We start from the raw sequence: 15,854 nt of genomic DNA, 5'->3' as shown, positions 1-15,854 counted from the left end.
TGTAAAAAGGAGAGTCGTCAATGTCTAAAATTACATTTATCGGTGCAGGGAGTACCGTGTTTGCTAAAAATATATTAGGAGATTGTTTGTTCGTCCCTGCACTTAGCGGCTTTGAATTCGCATTATATGATATCGACCACAACCGGCTGAATGAATCAGACACGATGCTTCGGCATTTAAAAGAGAACTACGGTGCAAATGTGACCATTAAGCCCTATCACAACCGAAAAGAAGCCTTAAAGGATGCGAAATATGTCATCAATGCCATCCAGGTTGGAGGCTATCGGCCAAGCACTGTAATTGATTTTGAGATTCCGAAAAAATACGGATTAAGACAAACGATTGCGGATACGGTTGGCATCGGCGGCATCTTCCGCTTCCTTCGAACAATTCCTGTGATGCTTGATTTTGCAAAGGAGATGGAAGAGGTTTGCCCAAATGCTTTATTATTAAATTACACAAATCCAATGGCCACACTGACAGGTGCGATGCTGCGCTATACACCGATTCAAACGGTGGGTCTTTGTCATAGTGTGCAGGTGTGTACAAAGGATCTATTTGAATCACTTGAAATGGATCATGAAGGCATTGAAGAAAAAATTGCCGGCATCAACCATATGGCATGGTTATTAGAGGTGAAACGGGACGGAAAAGATTTGTACCCAGACATCAAAAAAAGAGCAAAAGAAAAGCAGCAAGCGCGGCACCATGATATGGTACGTTTTGAGCTGATGGATAAATTCGGCTACTATGTCACAGAATCCTCAGAGCACAATGCCGAATACCATCCTTATTTTATCAAATCACGCTATCCAGAACTGATCGGTCAATTTAACATTCCTCTCGATGAATACCCGAGACGCTGCGAGGAACAAATCAACAACTGGAATACAATGAAGCATGACCTTGTGGGCAATACACAGATCACACATACTCGCTCAAAAGAATATGGTTCTCGTATCATTGAAGCGATCGAAACGAACGTTCCCTTTAAATTTGGCGGGAATGTGCTGAACACAGGAGGACTCATTCACAATCTGCCTGAAAAAGCGTGTGTCGAAGTACCATGTGTTGCAGATCGCAGCGGCATCATGCCTTGCTATGTCGGAGAGATCCCTGAACAATTGGCTGGACTCAACCGGACCAATATCAGCTCACAGCTCATGACAATCGAAGCAGCAATTAGCGGCAAAAAAGAGCACATTTATCAAGCGGCATTACTTGATCCACACACAAGCGCTGAGCTATCCATTGATGACATTATCAAATTAAGCGATGAACTCATTGAAGCACATGGTGAGATGCTCCCGCATTTTGCAGAACCGAATCAATATGCTGCATCAACTAAATAAAAGAAAAGAACCAGCCTCTACCTGATGCAACGCGCATCAGGTTTTTCTTATGTTGCAAAAAGAGGATTGACTGAAAGCGTTTTTAATATTATGATTTTTCTACAGTTACCCAATAGTTGATCAAAAATACACCATGAATAAATCACATTCCGGAATCATTTCTCACAAACAAATCGATGGGCGGCAACCTTTCACCCTTTAGAGCAAGCTCTTTATCACAACGTAAACCAAAACGACAATTACATTTGACAAAGAGTGTATACAGATGGGCGCCCGTTAGATGAGACAATGACAACCATACACATCCTATAAGCATGACATTCTTTCATAAAAAGGAGAGAGGGAACATGACCAAAACAGATGTACAAATGTTGAAAAATTATATTGGCGGACAATGGATTGAGGCAGAAACAAGTCAAACAGAGGCAGTATATAACCCAGCTACTGGCGAGATCATCGCAGAAGTGCCGCTTTCAACAAAAAAGGATGTCGAACGTGCGGTACAGGCAGCACAAGAAGCATTTACCACTTGGTCGAAAACTCCAGTTCCCCGCCGTGCACGCATTTTATTTAAATACCAGCAGTTACTCGTTGAGAATTGGGATGAGCTGGCTGAACTCGTAACGATTGAAAACGGAAAAAGCATAACAGAGGCAAAAGGAGAAGTGCAGCGCGGGATTGAATGTGTGGAATTTGCCGCTGGTGCACCCACCTTAATGATGGGAAAACAATTACCAGATATCGCATCTGGACTCGAATCTGGCATGTACCGCTATCCGATTGGTGTCATTGGCGGCATTACGCCATTTAACTTTCCGATGATGGTCCCGTGCTGGATGTTCCCGCTTGCCATTGCCTGCGGAAATACATTTGTTTTAAAACCTTCAGAACGAACGCCCATTCTTGCCGCGCGGTTAGCCGAGCTATTTGAAAAAGCAGGTCTTCCAAAAGGTGTTCTCAACATCGTCAATGGGGCTCACGATGTCGTCAACGGTCTGCTTGAACATCAAAAGGTCAAAGCCATTTCATTTGTCGGCTCTCAGCCAGTCGCAGAATACGTCTATAAAAAAGGCACAGAGCATGGCAAACGTGTCCAAGCACTTGCAGGTGCAAAGAATCACTCCATTGTCCTCAAAGATGCAGATTTAGATGCGGCAACGAAACAAATCATTGGTGCTGCCTTTGGATCAGCGGGAGAGCGCTGCATGGCCGCGGCCGTTGTCGCGGTGGAAGAAGAAGTGGCAGATGAGTTCATTCAAAAATTAGTTGATGAATCGAACGAGCTCGTCATTGGAAATGGAATAAATGAAGATGTCTTTCTTGGTCCAGTCATTCGAAAGGAACATAAAGAACGAACGCTTCAATATATCCAGTCAGGGATTGAAGAAGGAGCAAGCCTCATTCGTGATGGTAGGAATGACCTTGAAACAAATGGAAAAGGGTATTTCGTTGGACCGACGATTTTTGACCATGTCACAAATCAAATGAAAATTTGGCAGGACGAGATTTTCGCCCCAGTCTTATCAATTGTCCGTGTCTCTTCACTAACAGAAGCGATCGACCTGTCCAATCAATCAAAATTTGCGAACGGTGCCTGCCTTTACACGGACAGCGCATCAAGCATCAGAGAATTTCGCGAAAACATCGAAGCAGGTATGCTCGGCGTAAATATCGGTGTGCCCGCACCAATGGCATTTTTCCCGTTTTCCGGCTGGAAGGATTCTTTCTACGGGGACTTACATGCGAACGGAACAGACGGAGTAGAGTTTTACACAAGAAAGAAAATGGTGACCGCTCGTTATATGTAATCTACATTCATTGAATAAGAAGAAAAAATGCAGTTCCAAAGTGGAGGACTGTATTTTTTTATTGTCTCCTAGTCAAAAAGTAAGGGTTTTCATGATGGTTTTAGCAGTGATTTTCCCTAGAAATCATCCTTTGTATTCATTCTTCATCAGCTCATATCAACATAATTTGAAATTGGGCGTAAACCCCAATATTAGGAAGATGAAAACAGGAGGAAAATGACACGATGAGGAAGAGGATGAAGTGCGGTGTAGGTTTTTTGATTCTTGCTTTGGTGCTGAGCTGTATACCGGTATATGATGCGAGTGCAGCAAGTACCCCCATTGCAAAACGAGTAGGAAATGCAAATCCACTCATAGACCATCACTTGGGGGCGGATCCGTTTGCGCTCACCTATAACGGCAGAGTGTACATTTATATGTCGAGTGATGACTATGAATATCACAGCAATGGAACGATTAAGGATAATTCTTTTGCGAATTTGAATAGGGTCTTTGTCATCTCTTCGGCGGATATGGTGAACTGGACAGATCACGGAGCGATTCCAGTAGCTGGCGCAAATGGGGCCAATGGCGGGAGAGGGATTGCCAAATGGGCAGGCGCTTCCTGGGCTCCATCCGCTGCGGTGAAAAAGATCAATGGGAAGGATAAATTTTTCCTTTATTTTGCTAACAGCGGCGGAGGGATTGGCGTCTTGACAGCAGACAGCCCGATTGGACCTTGGAAAGATCCTATCGGGAAAGCGCTCGTCACACCAAATACTCCAGGGATGTCCGGTGTTGTATGGCTTTTTGATCCAGCTGTATTTGTAGATGATGACGGGACCGGTTATCTATATGCCGGAGGAGGCGTTCCAGGCGGTTCAAATCCAACACAGGGACAATGGGCCAATCCTAAAACAGCAAGAGTTCTGAAACTAGGGCCTGACATGACAAGTGTGGTCGGTAGTGCATCAACCATTGATGCTCCTTTTATGTTTGAAGATTCGGGTATGCATAAGTATAACGGTACCTATTACTATTCTTATTGCATCAATTTTGGCGGCTCCCACCCAGGCGATAAACCACCTGGTGAGATCGGTTATATGACGAGCTCAAATCCTATGGGCCCCTTTACGTATAAAGGGCATTTCTTGAAAAATCCAGGTGCATTTTTCGGCGGCGGCGGTAACAACCATCATGCTGTGTTCCATTTTAAAAACGAGTGGTATGTCGTGTATCACACGCAAACGGTGAGCTCTGCCTTATATGGAGCAGGGAAAGGCTACAGATCTCCACACATTAATAAGCTTGTGCATAATGCTGACGGCTCCCTTCGAGAGGTCGCAGCCAATTTTGAAGGCGTTAAACAGCTTTCCAACCTGAATCCTTATCAACGGGTAGAAGCTGAAACATTCGCTTGGAATGGACGCATTTTAACAGAGGCCTCCTCAGCACCAGGTGGACCAGTCAATAACCAGCATGTCACAAACATTCAAAACGGTGATTGGGTGGCTGTCAGTAATGTCGATTTCGGATCGAGCGGTGCCAGAACCTTTAAAGCCAATGTAGCATCCGCTTCAGGCGGACAAATAGAAGTACGTCTTGGCAGTCCAGACGGCAGAATTGCCGGAACACTCAATGTCCCTTCCACAGGCGGAAACTGGCGAGAAATAGAAACGGCAGTGAACGGAGCAGCAGGAGTGCACAACGTATTTTTTGTCTTCAAAGGAAATGGTGCCAACCTATTCCAATTTGATTCCTGGCAGTTTACTCAAAGGTAAACAAAATCAGATGCTGCGGCATCGATCACTGGTTGATGGGAGAGTGGGAAAATTTGATGTCCATAATCAAAAAACCAATTTGTACTTTATTCATCTGCTGCACTATGCTGTCTGTCATGTTCATAGGGCCTGGGGTAACTGAGGTTTCAGCAGCAAGTGATGCGAATATTAATGTCAATGCGGAAAGACAAGTGATTCGCGGCTTTGGCGGAATGAACCACCCGGCTTGGATTGGTGATTTAACCGCCCCTCAAAGGGAAACCGCCTTTGGCAATGGGCAGAATCAATTAGGATTCTCCATTCTACGAATTAATGTAGACGAGAACAGAAATAATTGGCACAGAGAAGTTGCTACCGCCAAAAGAGCAATAGATCATGGCGCTTTAGTGATCGCTTCGCCTTGGAATCCTCCAAGCCATATGGTGGAGACTTTCAACCGTAATGGTGCGTCTGCAAAGCGGTTGAGATACAATCAATACGCCGCCTATGCTCAGCATCTGAATGATTTTGTGACATACATGAAAAATAATGGTGTCAACCTCTATGCCATTTCTGTACAAAACGAGCCTGATTATGCACACGAATGGACATGGTGGACGCCTCAGGAAATCCTGCGATTCATGAGAGAAAATGCCGGCTCCATTAATGCACGCGTGATTGCACCAGAATCTTTTCAATACCTTAAAAATATATCAGATCCTATCTTAAACGATCCGCAGGCGCTTAGAAATATGGACATTCTCGGTGCCCATCTGTATGGAACCCAGATCAGCCAGCTTCCGTATCCTCTTTTTAAACAAAAAGGAGCGGGGAAAGAGCTGTGGATGACAGAGGTATATTACCCGAATAGTGATAACAATTCAGCGGACCGCTGGCCTGAGGCATTAGGGGTGTCAGAGCATATTCACCATTCGATGGTGGAAGGTGATTTTCAGGCGTATGTTTGGTGGTACATCCGCAGATCATACGGTCCTATGAAGGAAGATGGAATGATTAGCAAACGTGGCTACAACATGGCGCATTTCTCCAAGTTTGTGCGTCCAGGGTACGTCAGAATTGATGCAACGAAAAGCCCTGAACCGAATGTTTTCGTCTCAGCCTATAAAGGGGACAATAAGGTCGTCATTGTAGCGATTAATAAAAACAATACAGGCGTCAATCAACACTTTGTCATGCAAAATGGAACCGCTTCACAAGCGTCAAGATGGATTACGAGTAGTAACAGCAACCTTCAGCCTGGAACTGACTTAAATATATCAGGTAATCAATTTTGGGCTCATCTCCCGGCTCAAAGTGTGACAACATTTGTGGTCAAACGATAAAAAAACACCAAAAGCCAATTTTCTCATTAAAAAAGAAAATTGGCTTTTTTCTGTGCAAATAGAAAGTTGATTTTTCACGATGTCTACACTTTGGGTATAATAATAACAATGACTTCAGGAGAGTGATCATAATGCCAAAGCTTCAAAGCAAAGTATTGATTATAGATGACGAAAAAGAAATTTTGGAATTACTCCATACAGTATTAACAAGAGAAGGCATTGACCGGGTGATAACAGCTTCAACTGCCCGTGATGGGCTCACGCAATTCCATCAAGAACATCCCGATCTCGTCATACTGGATATTATGCTGCCAGACGGTGAAGGCTATGATATTTGCAGACAAATTAGAGAGACCTCCCATGTTCCGATTATCTTTTTATCAGCAAAGGGAGAGGAATCAGACAAAATTGTAGGACTTGCCATTGGCGGCGATGATTACATTACAAAACCTTTCAGCCCAAAGGAAGTCGCCTACCGGGTAAAAGCCCAGCTGAGACGGTCATCATACTTACAGCCTTCTCAAGCAGATCCCGTGATCAAAAAAGGGCCATTTGAGTTAAACGAGCAGCAAGCCGAATTGACGAAAAACGGAGCGGCAATTGAGCTCACACCGAAAGAACTTATGCTGATGACCTATTTCTTGCAGCACCCGAATCGAGTGATCAGTAAAGAAACGCTTTATCAAACTGTTTGGGGAGAAGATTTCTTCGGTTCTGACAATACGGTGATGGTTCATATACGAAGACTTCGGGAGAAAATAGAGAATTCCCCATCTACACCAGAATTTCTCGTGACGGTCAAAGGGCTTGGCTATAAATTTGTTGTAAAGGATGCGTAAGGATGAAATGGCGATTAACAGGCAGATATATGGTCTCTGTCATTATCGTGACCATTATCACGGTTTTTATTAACTTATTTGGATTCATCATTTTGCTTGTACTACAAGCAAGCAGCCAGCAAAACGAAGGAAATACGCCCGAAACCTTCACAAGAACATTTGAACAATACATCACCTTGTCCGGTCAAGATGTCACTGTGAGCAAAGAAGGACAGCAAGCCTTAAAACAACAAAATGCGTGGATTCAAATATTAGATGAAAATGGACAAGACGTCTATCATGTACAAGCACCTAAAGGCTTAAAGAGCAAATATACACCTATAGAAATCGTGAATTTACATAAATATAAAGATAAACAATTGCTATCAACCATTTATGTCGGCGAAAAAAAAGGAAAGGGCAGGGAATACAGCTACTTTATCGGATTTAAGGACCCTTCCATCGGAAAATATTTATTCTCGTTCGACACGAAGGACTTAGTGGCGAGATTCAATATCGGGACGATGATTTTATTATCGATTGACGCCATCATTGCCTTACTTATGGGGTACTTATTCAGCCGGCAGCTCATCAAACCGCTCGACCGTGCCATTCATGGAATCCAGCGGCTCACAAACGGAGATTATACGACAAAGCTGCCAACTAAGGGAATATATAAAGATGTCTTCTATAATGTCAATCACTTATCAGAGCAGCTCGCTTCAAGCCAAAAAGAAAAAGACAAATTAGAGCAAATGCGGGAAGAGTGGATCAGTCATATTTCTCATGATATTAAAACACCATTATCCTCTATTCAAGGCTATGCAGAAATCATCAAAGATCCAAATTATCCTCTTTCAGATCAAGACATCAGACATTATGCCAGCATCATAGAGAATAAATCACTGTACATCAAAGATGTCATGGAGGATCTAAATTTAACAACAAGGCTGAAAAATAACGACGTGATGCTGCATAAAGAGCTAGTGAACATTGTGCCGTTGCTGCGGGAAACGTTAATTGATATCCTAAACGATTCGAGATATGCAGAACAGACGATTGAGCTGCAAACGAATGTAGACAAGCTCATGCTAAATATTGATACGATCCTCATACGAAGAGCGGTCACCAATCTCATTTTAAATGCCCTTGTTCACAATGATTCTGATGTGAAAATCATTGTACAGCTGGAACAAAAAGAAAATACCCACATCACGATTAAAGATAATGGCAAAGGAATCGAAGAGGCAGAGCTAGAAAAAGTGTTTGACCGCTACTATAGAGGGACGAATACAGGAGGGACACATGCAGGCTCTGGTCTCGGGATGGCCATTGCAAAGGATATTATCCAAAAGCACGGCGGGGATATCACGATACGCAGTATGATAGGGGAAGGAACAACGATTGATATCCAATTACCCGCATGAATGGACATACAAAAAAACGGTTCTGATCAATCACAGAACCGTTTTTCCCATCTATTATTCTGAAAACACTTTAATGCCTTTGACAATGTTCCAAATGAAGAAGTAGATCGCCACAAGGAATGTCACAGCATACGTTGCAATTAAGAACGGACCAGCATGTCTGATATCGTTCATGCCAAGTAAACCTGAACCAAGGATGCCAATGCCAAAAATCAAATAAGGAATAAAATGTGTCCATAGCGATTTTTTCGCATGATATTTCACTTCGTCCTTCCCTAACAAATAGACGATAATCGGAAACAAAAATGGCGCAAAAAAGATACTGAAGTAACATAATGAAGACAAAATTTTATTTTCTCTCAAACCTTTTCACCTCTATGATTGATTTAGAAGGGAGGAGAATCATTCGACTCATCCCTCACTTCCTTACAAACCCATTGTACAACCTCAACCTTAACTTGTATTAATCCGAACCTTACAGCAACCTTAAAAATGTTAAAAGATCGAACGCTACATGAAAGATAAAGGAAATACAAGTTATGGAACTGCTGAGTCAAGACATAGAACCTGATACTTTAAGAAGGATTGTACATCACAAACACGAAGAAATTAAAAAGAAAATTAAACGCTTCCGTCAAATTCAAGACCTTTTATCTAACTTGTTAAAGACCTCTGATAAAGAAATACAAGTCTACCTCGAATCATTTCGTGTGATACATCAGGATGAACAATAAAACAATTGACTTAAAGGAGAGAAAACAAATGAGTGTGGAAATAGTTAATGGAGAACGTTCTGAAGAAAGTATTCAATTTGAAAAATTATTCGCTTCCCAAAGTAATAAAGAGAGTTTTTCTAGTATTGAAAACACAAAAAAATTTCTTGATCAAAAAGGAATAGAAAATACGAAGCCTTATGCCATTGGGGATGATGTGAAGTTAATTAGTGAGATAAAAGAGCAGACATTCGAAGGCATACAAGTTTTCACTTTGAATGACCAAACGTCACAAAAACAAAAAGTCATTCTATATATACATGGCGGCGCTTGGACAAATCAGCCTTTGAATTTCCATTGGTGGTTCATGGATAAGATGGCGCAATCACTCAATGCGAAAGTGGTGGCTCCTATTTATCCAAAAGTGCCTCATTATAGCTGCCAGGATACCTATCTGAAAATCCTAAACCTATATAAAGACCTTCTGAAAACTGTTGAAAGTGCCAATCAATTGACGATCATGGGAGATTCAGCTGGCGGGAATATCTCACTTGGTCTGGCGCACCTTTTAAAGAAGGAAGGTCTGCCGCAGCCGAAGGATATTATTTTATTATCTGCATGTGTTGACATGAGCTTAAGCAATCCTCTAATGTTTGAATATGCAAAAAAGGACCCGATTCTAGGTCCTGAAGGAATGGAAGTCATTGCAAAGATTTGGACAGCTGATAAAAATGTAACTGACCCATTGATCAGTCCCATTTACGGTGACTTTAAAGGACTTGGGAAGATTACTCATTTTATTGGAACACATGATATGTTATATCCAGATGCCATAAAGCTTGATGAAAAACTAACAGAACAAGGAATTGACATAAAAACCTTTGTTTATCCTGAAATGCTTCATGTATTTGTTGTCATGCCAATCCCTGAGGCACAAGATGCTCAGGAGAAAATCATTCAGGTAATCAATCGTTAGGGGTTGAGTTCACACAAAAAGATGCAGAATGATTTGATTGAAATAGTCGAAAGTTTAGTGAATGGGCTGCTTACTTGAAAGCAGCCTTTTTCAATTCAACATGAAATACATTCAGATTGTCAATTCACTTCGGGTTAAGTAATCCTTAAATTCCAATTTTTGTTTAAAAAATACATATTTCCTATTAATATAATGAATGTTCACTTCTTCACTGGAGTTGACGAAGTGTCACCACTCCCTCAAACGTTATATCAACTAGCTGATATTCGCTGCCTGTAAAACGCGGTCATTGAATCTACATTTATAAAAAGTGCAATCGATAAACATAGCATTCTCCAATGTCATTCCTCTCATATCGCAGGAGGAGAATTCGCAATTGGTGAAAACGGCTTTGATTTTGGCAATGCCCACAGAGCGCAAGTCGGAACGAATAAAGGTACAATGATCAATCGTACTACCGTTGGGGTGAAATCCCTCCGAGCAAAGAGCGGGTATCTATTTCAATACAGCTTGACATGTGAATCAATTATCGATATGGTGTGAATGAGTTCACATTTTACATAAAGGAGTCATTTATGCCAAAAAATACTTTCTTTCGATTGAATGAAGCAAGGCGTGAGGACATATGTAATCGTGCTATGCATCTTTTTGTTGATCATCTTTACGAGGATATAACGATGAAGATGGTTTTGGATCGTTTGTCCATGCATCCCGGAACTTTTTATCGGTATTTTGAAGACAAAGATGACCTTTATTGTCTCTTAATACGACACGTGACCAAGAAAAGAGCTGCGTATTTTCATAACAACAATGAAGATTCTCTTTTTCAATTTTTCCTTACTGGCTTATTTGACAACACTAATGGCATTGCGACTGAGCCATTGAATGAACTGGAAATCAAACTCGTTGAAACATTTTTACACATTCCAGAGAACACCTTACTAAAAGTATATTTGAATGTGCTAAAGGGCGAGTCATTCCCCTTAATCAAGGACATGTTACGTCGCATGAGGGTTGATGGATATCTACGACCTGATATTGATGACGACCTCATTTCTTTTATGTTTGAATCTATGCAGTTTAATTTAGTCATGTTTTTTAGGGAATTCGATATTAAGGATTCTAACCTGCAGCATAAGATGAGCAAGTACTTTGCTGACTTTATGGGTCATGGGCTGCTTAGAGATGATAAATATGCTGAAGTTGTTAGCAATCTCAAGAAAGCCAATGAATAAGGATATGAACTGAAGATTGGATGTAACCATTTTACAGTTTTGAAAGCACTTATATCGCCATGTGTATTTCACATTCGCACTTTCATTTATTAAGGGGGAACAAAAGGATGAAAAGGTATGACACATTCCCAGAACCAATCGGCAGCTATACCGCCGCTCGTACCCAGATGGATTTTGAGTACACAGCATCAGATGACTCAAAAAGAGAATTGACCGCGTTTGTGTACTATCCGTCCGATAGCAGCGAAGGGAAGACTCCATCAACGTACATGTTTCCTGAAGTCTACGAAATGCTTCATGAGCAGCCACTTGTCACTGAGTATCTGAAAGAGAAGAATTTTTTCTCTATCGATATCAAGACTCATTGTTACGACGACCTTGCTCTTTCTGGGAAGAAAAAGCGCTATCCAGTGTTATTTTATGTTTGCGGCGGGGGCGGTTCACCGGAATGGGGGACAGCCATCTGTACAGACCTGGCAAGCCTGGGTTATGTTGTCGTCAGTATCGGCCATCAGAATAGCACAATGTATAAACGGAAAGATGAGAAGCTGTTGAATGTATCAAAGGATTTTTCGGATGTCATTATGGCGTTTTCTGAAGATCCGGAGATGATGGAGCTGGCTGGCAAGATGAAGATGCGGCCTGACGATGAAACGGCTATTGAGATGTGCCGTAACGTCCTGGCTCTGCCAATCATTAATCAGTTAACATTATATAGTGAACGACAGGCAGAAGATGTAAGGTACGTAGCCGATCATCTTCACAAACTAAACTCTGAAGAATTGGATTCTATCTTTCATGACAGACTGATGCTTGACGTCGGCATGGGCATCGTCGGACACTCTTATGGAGGACCTACGGCAGCGGTTGTTTGCCGGGATGACGACCGGTTTTCCTGCGGAATTGGCTTGGACAGCGGGGCATTCGGCCTTCTCGACAGCGACCTCAATAAACCCTTTTTGCTACTGTTTTCTGAACCGAACTATCATATGAATGCGATCATTGGCGCTAACAACAGCATGGAAACCTATTATTTCTCCGTTGATCGTGCTGCACATTTAGATTACTGTGACATCGTGTTTACCGGCGTAGATGAGCAACTGAGAGGCACAAGGGAGGCGGTAGAGATGCGAAATCTTGTGACGGATTATACGAAGACCTTTTGTGATCATTACATTCTGCAAAAGGCTGCACGTGTGGAAAGCCTGTCATATGATGGCGTGGACTTAATCAAGAAAACGAGCAACAAGTAATAACGGAGAAGCTGCTGATCAAAGCCGTTTCAAGCGTCAGCTTAAAGTTGAATATCTCAGCTTTTCCGTTAAATACCGAATGCTGATTGTTTGGAAAAGAAGAGACCGTACTAACAGATCTGTATTCCAAACAGCTTGTAGTGAATGAAGAGAAAAAAATGTAAAGTGGATCAATCCATCATCTTGATGATTAAATTAAAAGGGAACCATTTCAATCATTGCTCATATTAGCCTACAAATACTTCTCCCTCCGGATAACGTATTGGGCTTTTGGTTCGTTTCATAAAGAAAAATACAATGGTCAGAGAACCTACTCTGCCAATAAACATCAGAATGGAAAGAATCACCTTACCTAAAAACGTTAACTCCGGTGTTAATCCCATAGGTCAAATGAGTGCATTGGCGCTTTGATGATCCAGCAAAAGCAGAAGGAACAGAAGAAGAGAAATGGGCATTTTCCCAAAGGGTGAGAGATGAAATTGGGGGCTGATTACAGCAGTTTGCTGTGACTGAAAAATATAGTTTTACATGATAAGCCATATTGAATCAATGGCTTATTTTTGTTTCGACCAATTGAAGACGTTCAGGCAGCGTGACTTTAAAAGACTTGATATTTAGTAATAGCACATTTACAGCCATCTTGAATGAAACAGGAAGATGATAGCAGACAAGATAAAAACATTTGATCCAACTCAAAAAGATATCTAGTGAATAAACGCCGCAAAAAACGATTTTTCATTGTTCTAATGAGCGATTGAATTGTTTTCGAAAAACTAGGCATGAGACAGCAAATACTGCGAATGCGCCTGCTGATCCAGCAGCAAACATCAGCTCAAATTGTTCTGGTTTGGATTTGAATAACAAAGGGACAGAAAGAATGAGAGCAGCACCACTAAAGCTCAATCCTAATATCAACATTGCCAATAATTTATTCATAGAAACACCTCGCAGACTCAGCATTGAAACATTAGGAACCGACTGATCTAAGAATCATGTTATGATTTGAAATCCTTTAAAATCCCTAAATCGAAGTGTCCAATTTATATCCTATGGGTGTCGGATGATTGGGTTCATTACAATTAAAGCACAAATTCATGAAATAAACCATTTTAAACGAACACTGTTCTTTACGAACGATGTTCGTTATAATATAAATGAGATGTGGTTTTACACTACTTCCATAAAGAAGAGGAGATGCATACGATGCAGGCATTATCTAAAAAACAAAAGCAAATCGCTATCATTGGAGGAGGACCAGGAGGGCTAACACTCGCCTTAATTCTGCAAAATTACGGTATACAAACAACCATCTATGAACGGGAGATGCATGACAAGAGTCTTGAAAGAGGAGGCTCACTGGATATTCACGAAGAAACAGGTCAAAAAGCCTTAAAGGAAGCAGGAGTTTATGAGAAATTTCAAAAGAACGCTCGCTATGAAGGAGAAGATTTCCGGTTATTTGATAAAGCAGGAAGAATTTATCTAGACGAAGAAACTGAATCACATGAAAAAGGCACTCGGCCAGAAATTGATCGTGGTGTTTTGTGTGAAATGCTGTTAGATCAAATTGATGCTGAAAACATCAAATACGGATATAAACTAGATAGATGTGTTTCATTAGAAAATGGCATGACAGAACTTCATTTTGAAAACGGGGTTGTCGAGACGGTTGACCTTTTGATTGGGGCAGATGGTGCATTTTCTCGTGTACGTCCGCTGTTAACAGATATTGATATTGAATACTCCGGGCTCACGATGCTGGAACTGAATGTCCTAAGCGTAGAGGTGAACCACCCTGATTTAGCTGAATTTAATAAACGTGGTAAGATGTTTGCTTTAGCTGATCACAAAGGAATTATTGGTCAGTTAAACGGAGATGGACGAATAAAAGTGTATGCAAGCCTTATGGTAGAACGCAGCTGGATCGAGACTTGTGGCATTCCATTTAATCAAGCGAATGAAGCGAAAGAACCATTATTAGAGTTATTTAGTGATTGGGATGATCAGCTGAAAAATTATATTCGTTATGCAGAAGATGTCATCATTCCAAGACGTATTTATACGCTTCCTGTCGGTTTTAAATGGAACCGTCATAAAGGAGTAACGCTTATCGGTGATGCAGCTCATCTCATGACACCATTCGCAGGTGAGGGTGTAAACATGGCGATGTTTGATGCAATGGAGCTTGCACTTGCTATTGTCCGAAATCCTAATGATATTGAAAAGGCTATTGAAGAGTACGAAGAAATGATGTATGAATATTCATCGGAAAAGGCTCAGGAATCGGAGAATAGTTTAAAACTGTGTTTTTCAAAAGACGCTGCGGTCAAGCTTGCAGATATGATGAATTCTTTTCAAGTAAACGGTGATTGATGCTCAATTTACTATTTTACTTTGACATGTTATAAAGAGAGTATGAACAATTCAAATCGTCATATTATAAGTCGCCGGTCTCGGCCGGCTAAAGAGCCCTTAAGCCGTGAGCTTATTGTTAAAACTGCCTATGCGCTTCTTAAGGAGCAAGGGATAGAGGGCATGAGTATGCGTAAGGTGGCTAAAGCATTGGATACGGGACCTGCATCCTTGTATGTCTACGTGAACAATTTTCAAGAACTAAGTGCTTACGTATTGGATTATGGTCTCGGCCAAATGGTTTATCCAGATTCAGTGGATGGCACATGGAAAGAAAAGTTATGTGAAATATTGCATACTTATTTCCTGCTGCTATTAGAAAAACCTGGTCTTGCTGAAATTTCTCTTTCCACCATTCCACAAGGAACGAACTTTCTTCAGTTGACCGAACATATTCTCGCTGCATTGCATGAAGGCGGGATCAAATCTACATCCGCAGCATGGGGAGTAGACCTATTGCTGTTATACGTATCTTCCGTAGCTTACGAAAAGGTCTCTTGGAAGAAACAAGGCTCTTCGCAGATTTCAGACACAAAAAAAGCATTTCATGATGCAGACAAAACGCGGTTCCCTTTCATCCATAGCCTGAAAGAAGAAATGTTTGCAGGTGATCCCGTATCAATGGAACGGTTCCGATGGGGAATTGACGTCATTTTGTATGGAATCCAGAAAGAAAGCAATTAGAAAGGAGCACAAGCAAAAAGCAGTCAATGGCTGCTTTTTTTATATGGTTATTTTCACATTTGTGATCTTGTGATCATCATAATATATAAATAAA

At 41.4% G+C, this 15,854-nt stretch carries 15 protein-coding genes and 1 pseudogene; 13 read left to right on the top strand and 3 right to left on the bottom strand.

Features of this window, described 5'->3' with window-relative positions; all coding sequences use genetic code 11:
- The first annotated feature begins 20 nt into the window (after nt 1-20).
- From MKZ03_RS08745 to MKZ03_RS08720, 6 genes are all read left to right on the top strand, one after another.
- A complete protein-coding gene (locus MKZ03_RS08745; protein WP_341031561.1) occupies nt 21-1,352 on the top strand; it encodes an alpha-glucosidase/alpha-galactosidase in 1,332 nt (443 codons plus the stop codon).
- A 347-nt stretch (nt 1,353-1,699) separates the two neighbouring features.
- The gene (locus MKZ03_RS08740) at nt 1,700-3,160 is read left to right on the top strand and encodes a CoA-acylating methylmalonate-semialdehyde dehydrogenase (RefSeq protein WP_307499699.1); all 1,461 of its coding nucleotides are present in this window, start codon (nt 1,700-1,702) and stop codon (nt 3,158-3,160) included.
- A gap of 224 nt (nt 3,161-3,384) precedes the next feature.
- Nucleotides 3,385-4,920 carry a glycoside hydrolase family 43 protein gene (locus MKZ03_RS08735; protein ID WP_427847061.1) on the top strand — a complete coding sequence of 512 codons (1,536 nt, stop codon included), beginning with the start codon at nt 3,385-3,387 and terminating at the stop codon, nt 4,918-4,920.
- A gap of 53 nt (nt 4,921-4,973) precedes the next feature.
- Complete coding sequence (locus tag MKZ03_RS08730) at nt 4,974-6,242, top strand: glucuronoxylanase (RefSeq protein WP_340972811.1); 1,269 nt, start codon at nt 4,974-4,976, stop codon at nt 6,240-6,242.
- A gap of 131 nt (nt 6,243-6,373) precedes the next feature.
- Nucleotides 6,374-7,081: a response regulator transcription factor gene (locus MKZ03_RS08725; RefSeq protein WP_340972809.1), complete on the top strand. Its 708-nt coding sequence runs from the start codon at nt 6,374-6,376 to the stop codon at nt 7,079-7,081.
- Nucleotides 7,082-7,083: 2 nt separating this feature from the next.
- Nucleotides 7,084-8,487 (top strand): sensor histidine kinase, encoded by a 1,404-nt coding sequence (locus MKZ03_RS08720; RefSeq protein WP_340972807.1) that lies wholly within the window; start codon nt 7,084-7,086, stop codon nt 8,485-8,487.
- Between the two features lie 54 nt (nt 8,488-8,541).
- Here the strand turns inward: MKZ03_RS08720 and MKZ03_RS08715 are convergent, their stop codons facing one another.
- Nucleotides 8,542-8,850 carry a DUF4870 domain-containing protein gene (locus MKZ03_RS08715; protein WP_307499696.1) on the bottom strand — a complete coding sequence of 103 codons (309 nt, stop codon included), beginning with the start codon at nt 8,848-8,850 and terminating at the stop codon, nt 8,542-8,544.
- A 176-nt stretch (nt 8,851-9,026) separates the two neighbouring features.
- On the opposite strand from MKZ03_RS08715, the gene MKZ03_RS08710 reads away from it, so the two are divergent.
- Entirely contained in the window at nt 9,027-9,221 is a 195-nt protein-coding gene (locus tag MKZ03_RS08710) for a hypothetical protein (protein ID WP_334749308.1), read from the top strand.
- Between the two features lie 28 nt (nt 9,222-9,249).
- Entirely contained in the window at nt 9,250-10,176 is a 927-nt protein-coding gene (locus MKZ03_RS08705; RefSeq protein WP_334749306.1) for an alpha/beta hydrolase, read from the top strand.
- Nucleotides 10,177-10,431: 255 nt separating this feature from the next.
- Here MKZ03_RS08705 and MKZ03_RS19005 read toward each other — a convergent pair whose 3' ends face one another.
- Nucleotides 10,432-10,587: a pentapeptide repeat-containing protein gene (locus MKZ03_RS19005; protein WP_409482278.1), complete on the bottom strand. Its 156-nt coding sequence runs from the start codon at nt 10,585-10,587 to the stop codon at nt 10,432-10,434.
- A gap of 164 nt (nt 10,588-10,751) precedes the next feature.
- Here MKZ03_RS19005 and MKZ03_RS08695 point away from each other — a divergent pair, with 164 nt between their 5' ends.
- From MKZ03_RS08695 to MKZ03_RS08685, 3 genes and pseudogenes are all read left to right on the top strand, one after another.
- Complete coding sequence (locus MKZ03_RS08695; RefSeq protein WP_341031559.1) at nt 10,752-11,411, top strand: TetR/AcrR family transcriptional regulator; 660 nt, start codon at nt 10,752-10,754, stop codon at nt 11,409-11,411.
- A 107-nt stretch (nt 11,412-11,518) separates the two neighbouring features.
- Entirely contained in the window at nt 11,519-12,664 is a 1,146-nt protein-coding gene (locus MKZ03_RS08690; RefSeq protein ID WP_340876056.1) for an alpha/beta hydrolase, read from the top strand.
- A gap of 397 nt (nt 12,665-13,061) precedes the next feature.
- A pseudogene (locus MKZ03_RS08685) lies at nt 13,062-13,154 on the top strand (arsenate reductase); the annotation flags it as partial.
- A 245-nt stretch (nt 13,155-13,399) separates the two neighbouring features.
- On the opposite strand, the gene MKZ03_RS08680 reads toward MKZ03_RS08685, so the two are convergent.
- A complete protein-coding gene (locus MKZ03_RS08680; protein WP_034660801.1) occupies nt 13,400-13,600 on the bottom strand; it encodes a hypothetical protein in 201 nt (66 codons plus the stop codon).
- A 267-nt stretch (nt 13,601-13,867) separates the two neighbouring features.
- Here MKZ03_RS08680 and MKZ03_RS08675 point away from each other — a divergent pair, with 267 nt between their 5' ends.
- Nucleotides 13,868-15,037: an FAD-dependent oxidoreductase gene (locus MKZ03_RS08675; protein WP_334749301.1), complete on the top strand. Its 1,170-nt coding sequence runs from the start codon at nt 13,868-13,870 to the stop codon at nt 15,035-15,037.
- A gap of 42 nt (nt 15,038-15,079) precedes the next feature.
- Nucleotides 15,080-15,760 carry a TetR/AcrR family transcriptional regulator gene (locus MKZ03_RS08670; RefSeq protein WP_340876053.1) on the top strand — a complete coding sequence of 227 codons (681 nt, stop codon included), beginning with the start codon at nt 15,080-15,082 and terminating at the stop codon, nt 15,758-15,760.
- Nucleotides 15,761-15,854 lie beyond the last annotated feature (94 nt).

It is taken from the genome of Bacillus sp. FSL R5-0431, from assembly GCF_038002985.1.
Classification (GTDB): Bacteria; Bacillota; Bacilli; order Bacillales; family Bacillaceae; genus Bacillus.
Note: the sequence above shows the minus strand (reverse complement) of the source record. Positions and strands in the feature narration are given on the sequence as shown.

Bases quoted from the DNA above. Each gene is read 5' to 3' on its own strand.
- MKZ03_RS08745 (WP_341031561.1), top strand. From the start codon at position 21: ATGTCTAAAATTACATTTATCGGTGCAGGGAGTACCGTGTTTGCTAAA.
- MKZ03_RS08740 (WP_307499699.1), top strand. From the start codon at position 1,700: ATGACCAAAACAGATGTACAAATGTTGAAAAATTATATTGGCGGACAA.
- MKZ03_RS08670 (WP_340876053.1), top strand. From the start codon at position 15,080: ATGAACAATTCAAATCGTCATATTATAAGTCGCCGGTCTCGGCCGGCT.
- MKZ03_RS08705 (WP_334749306.1), top strand. From the start codon at position 9,250: ATGAGTGTGGAAATAGTTAATGGAGAACGTTCTGAAGAAAGTATTCAA.
- MKZ03_RS08725 (WP_340972809.1), top strand. From the start codon at position 6,374: ATGCCAAAGCTTCAAAGCAAAGTATTGATTATAGATGACGAAAAAGAA.
- MKZ03_RS08720 (WP_340972807.1), top strand. From the start codon at position 7,084: ATGAAATGGCGATTAACAGGCAGATATATGGTCTCTGTCATTATCGTG.
- MKZ03_RS08710 (WP_334749308.1), top strand. From the start codon at position 9,027: ATGGAACTGCTGAGTCAAGACATAGAACCTGATACTTTAAGAAGGATT.
- MKZ03_RS08675 (WP_334749301.1), top strand. From the start codon at position 13,868: ATGCAGGCATTATCTAAAAAACAAAAGCAAATCGCTATCATTGGAGGA.
- MKZ03_RS08680 (WP_034660801.1), bottom strand. From the start codon at position 13,600: ATGAATAAATTATTGGCAATGTTGATATTAGGATTGAGCTTTAGTGGT.
- MKZ03_RS08690 (WP_340876056.1), top strand. From the start codon at position 11,519: ATGAAAAGGTATGACACATTCCCAGAACCAATCGGCAGCTATACCGCC.
- MKZ03_RS08735 (WP_427847061.1), top strand. From the start codon at position 3,385: ATGAGGAAGAGGATGAAGTGCGGTGTAGGTTTTTTGATTCTTGCTTTG.
- MKZ03_RS08695 (WP_341031559.1), top strand. From the start codon at position 10,752: ATGCCAAAAAATACTTTCTTTCGATTGAATGAAGCAAGGCGTGAGGAC.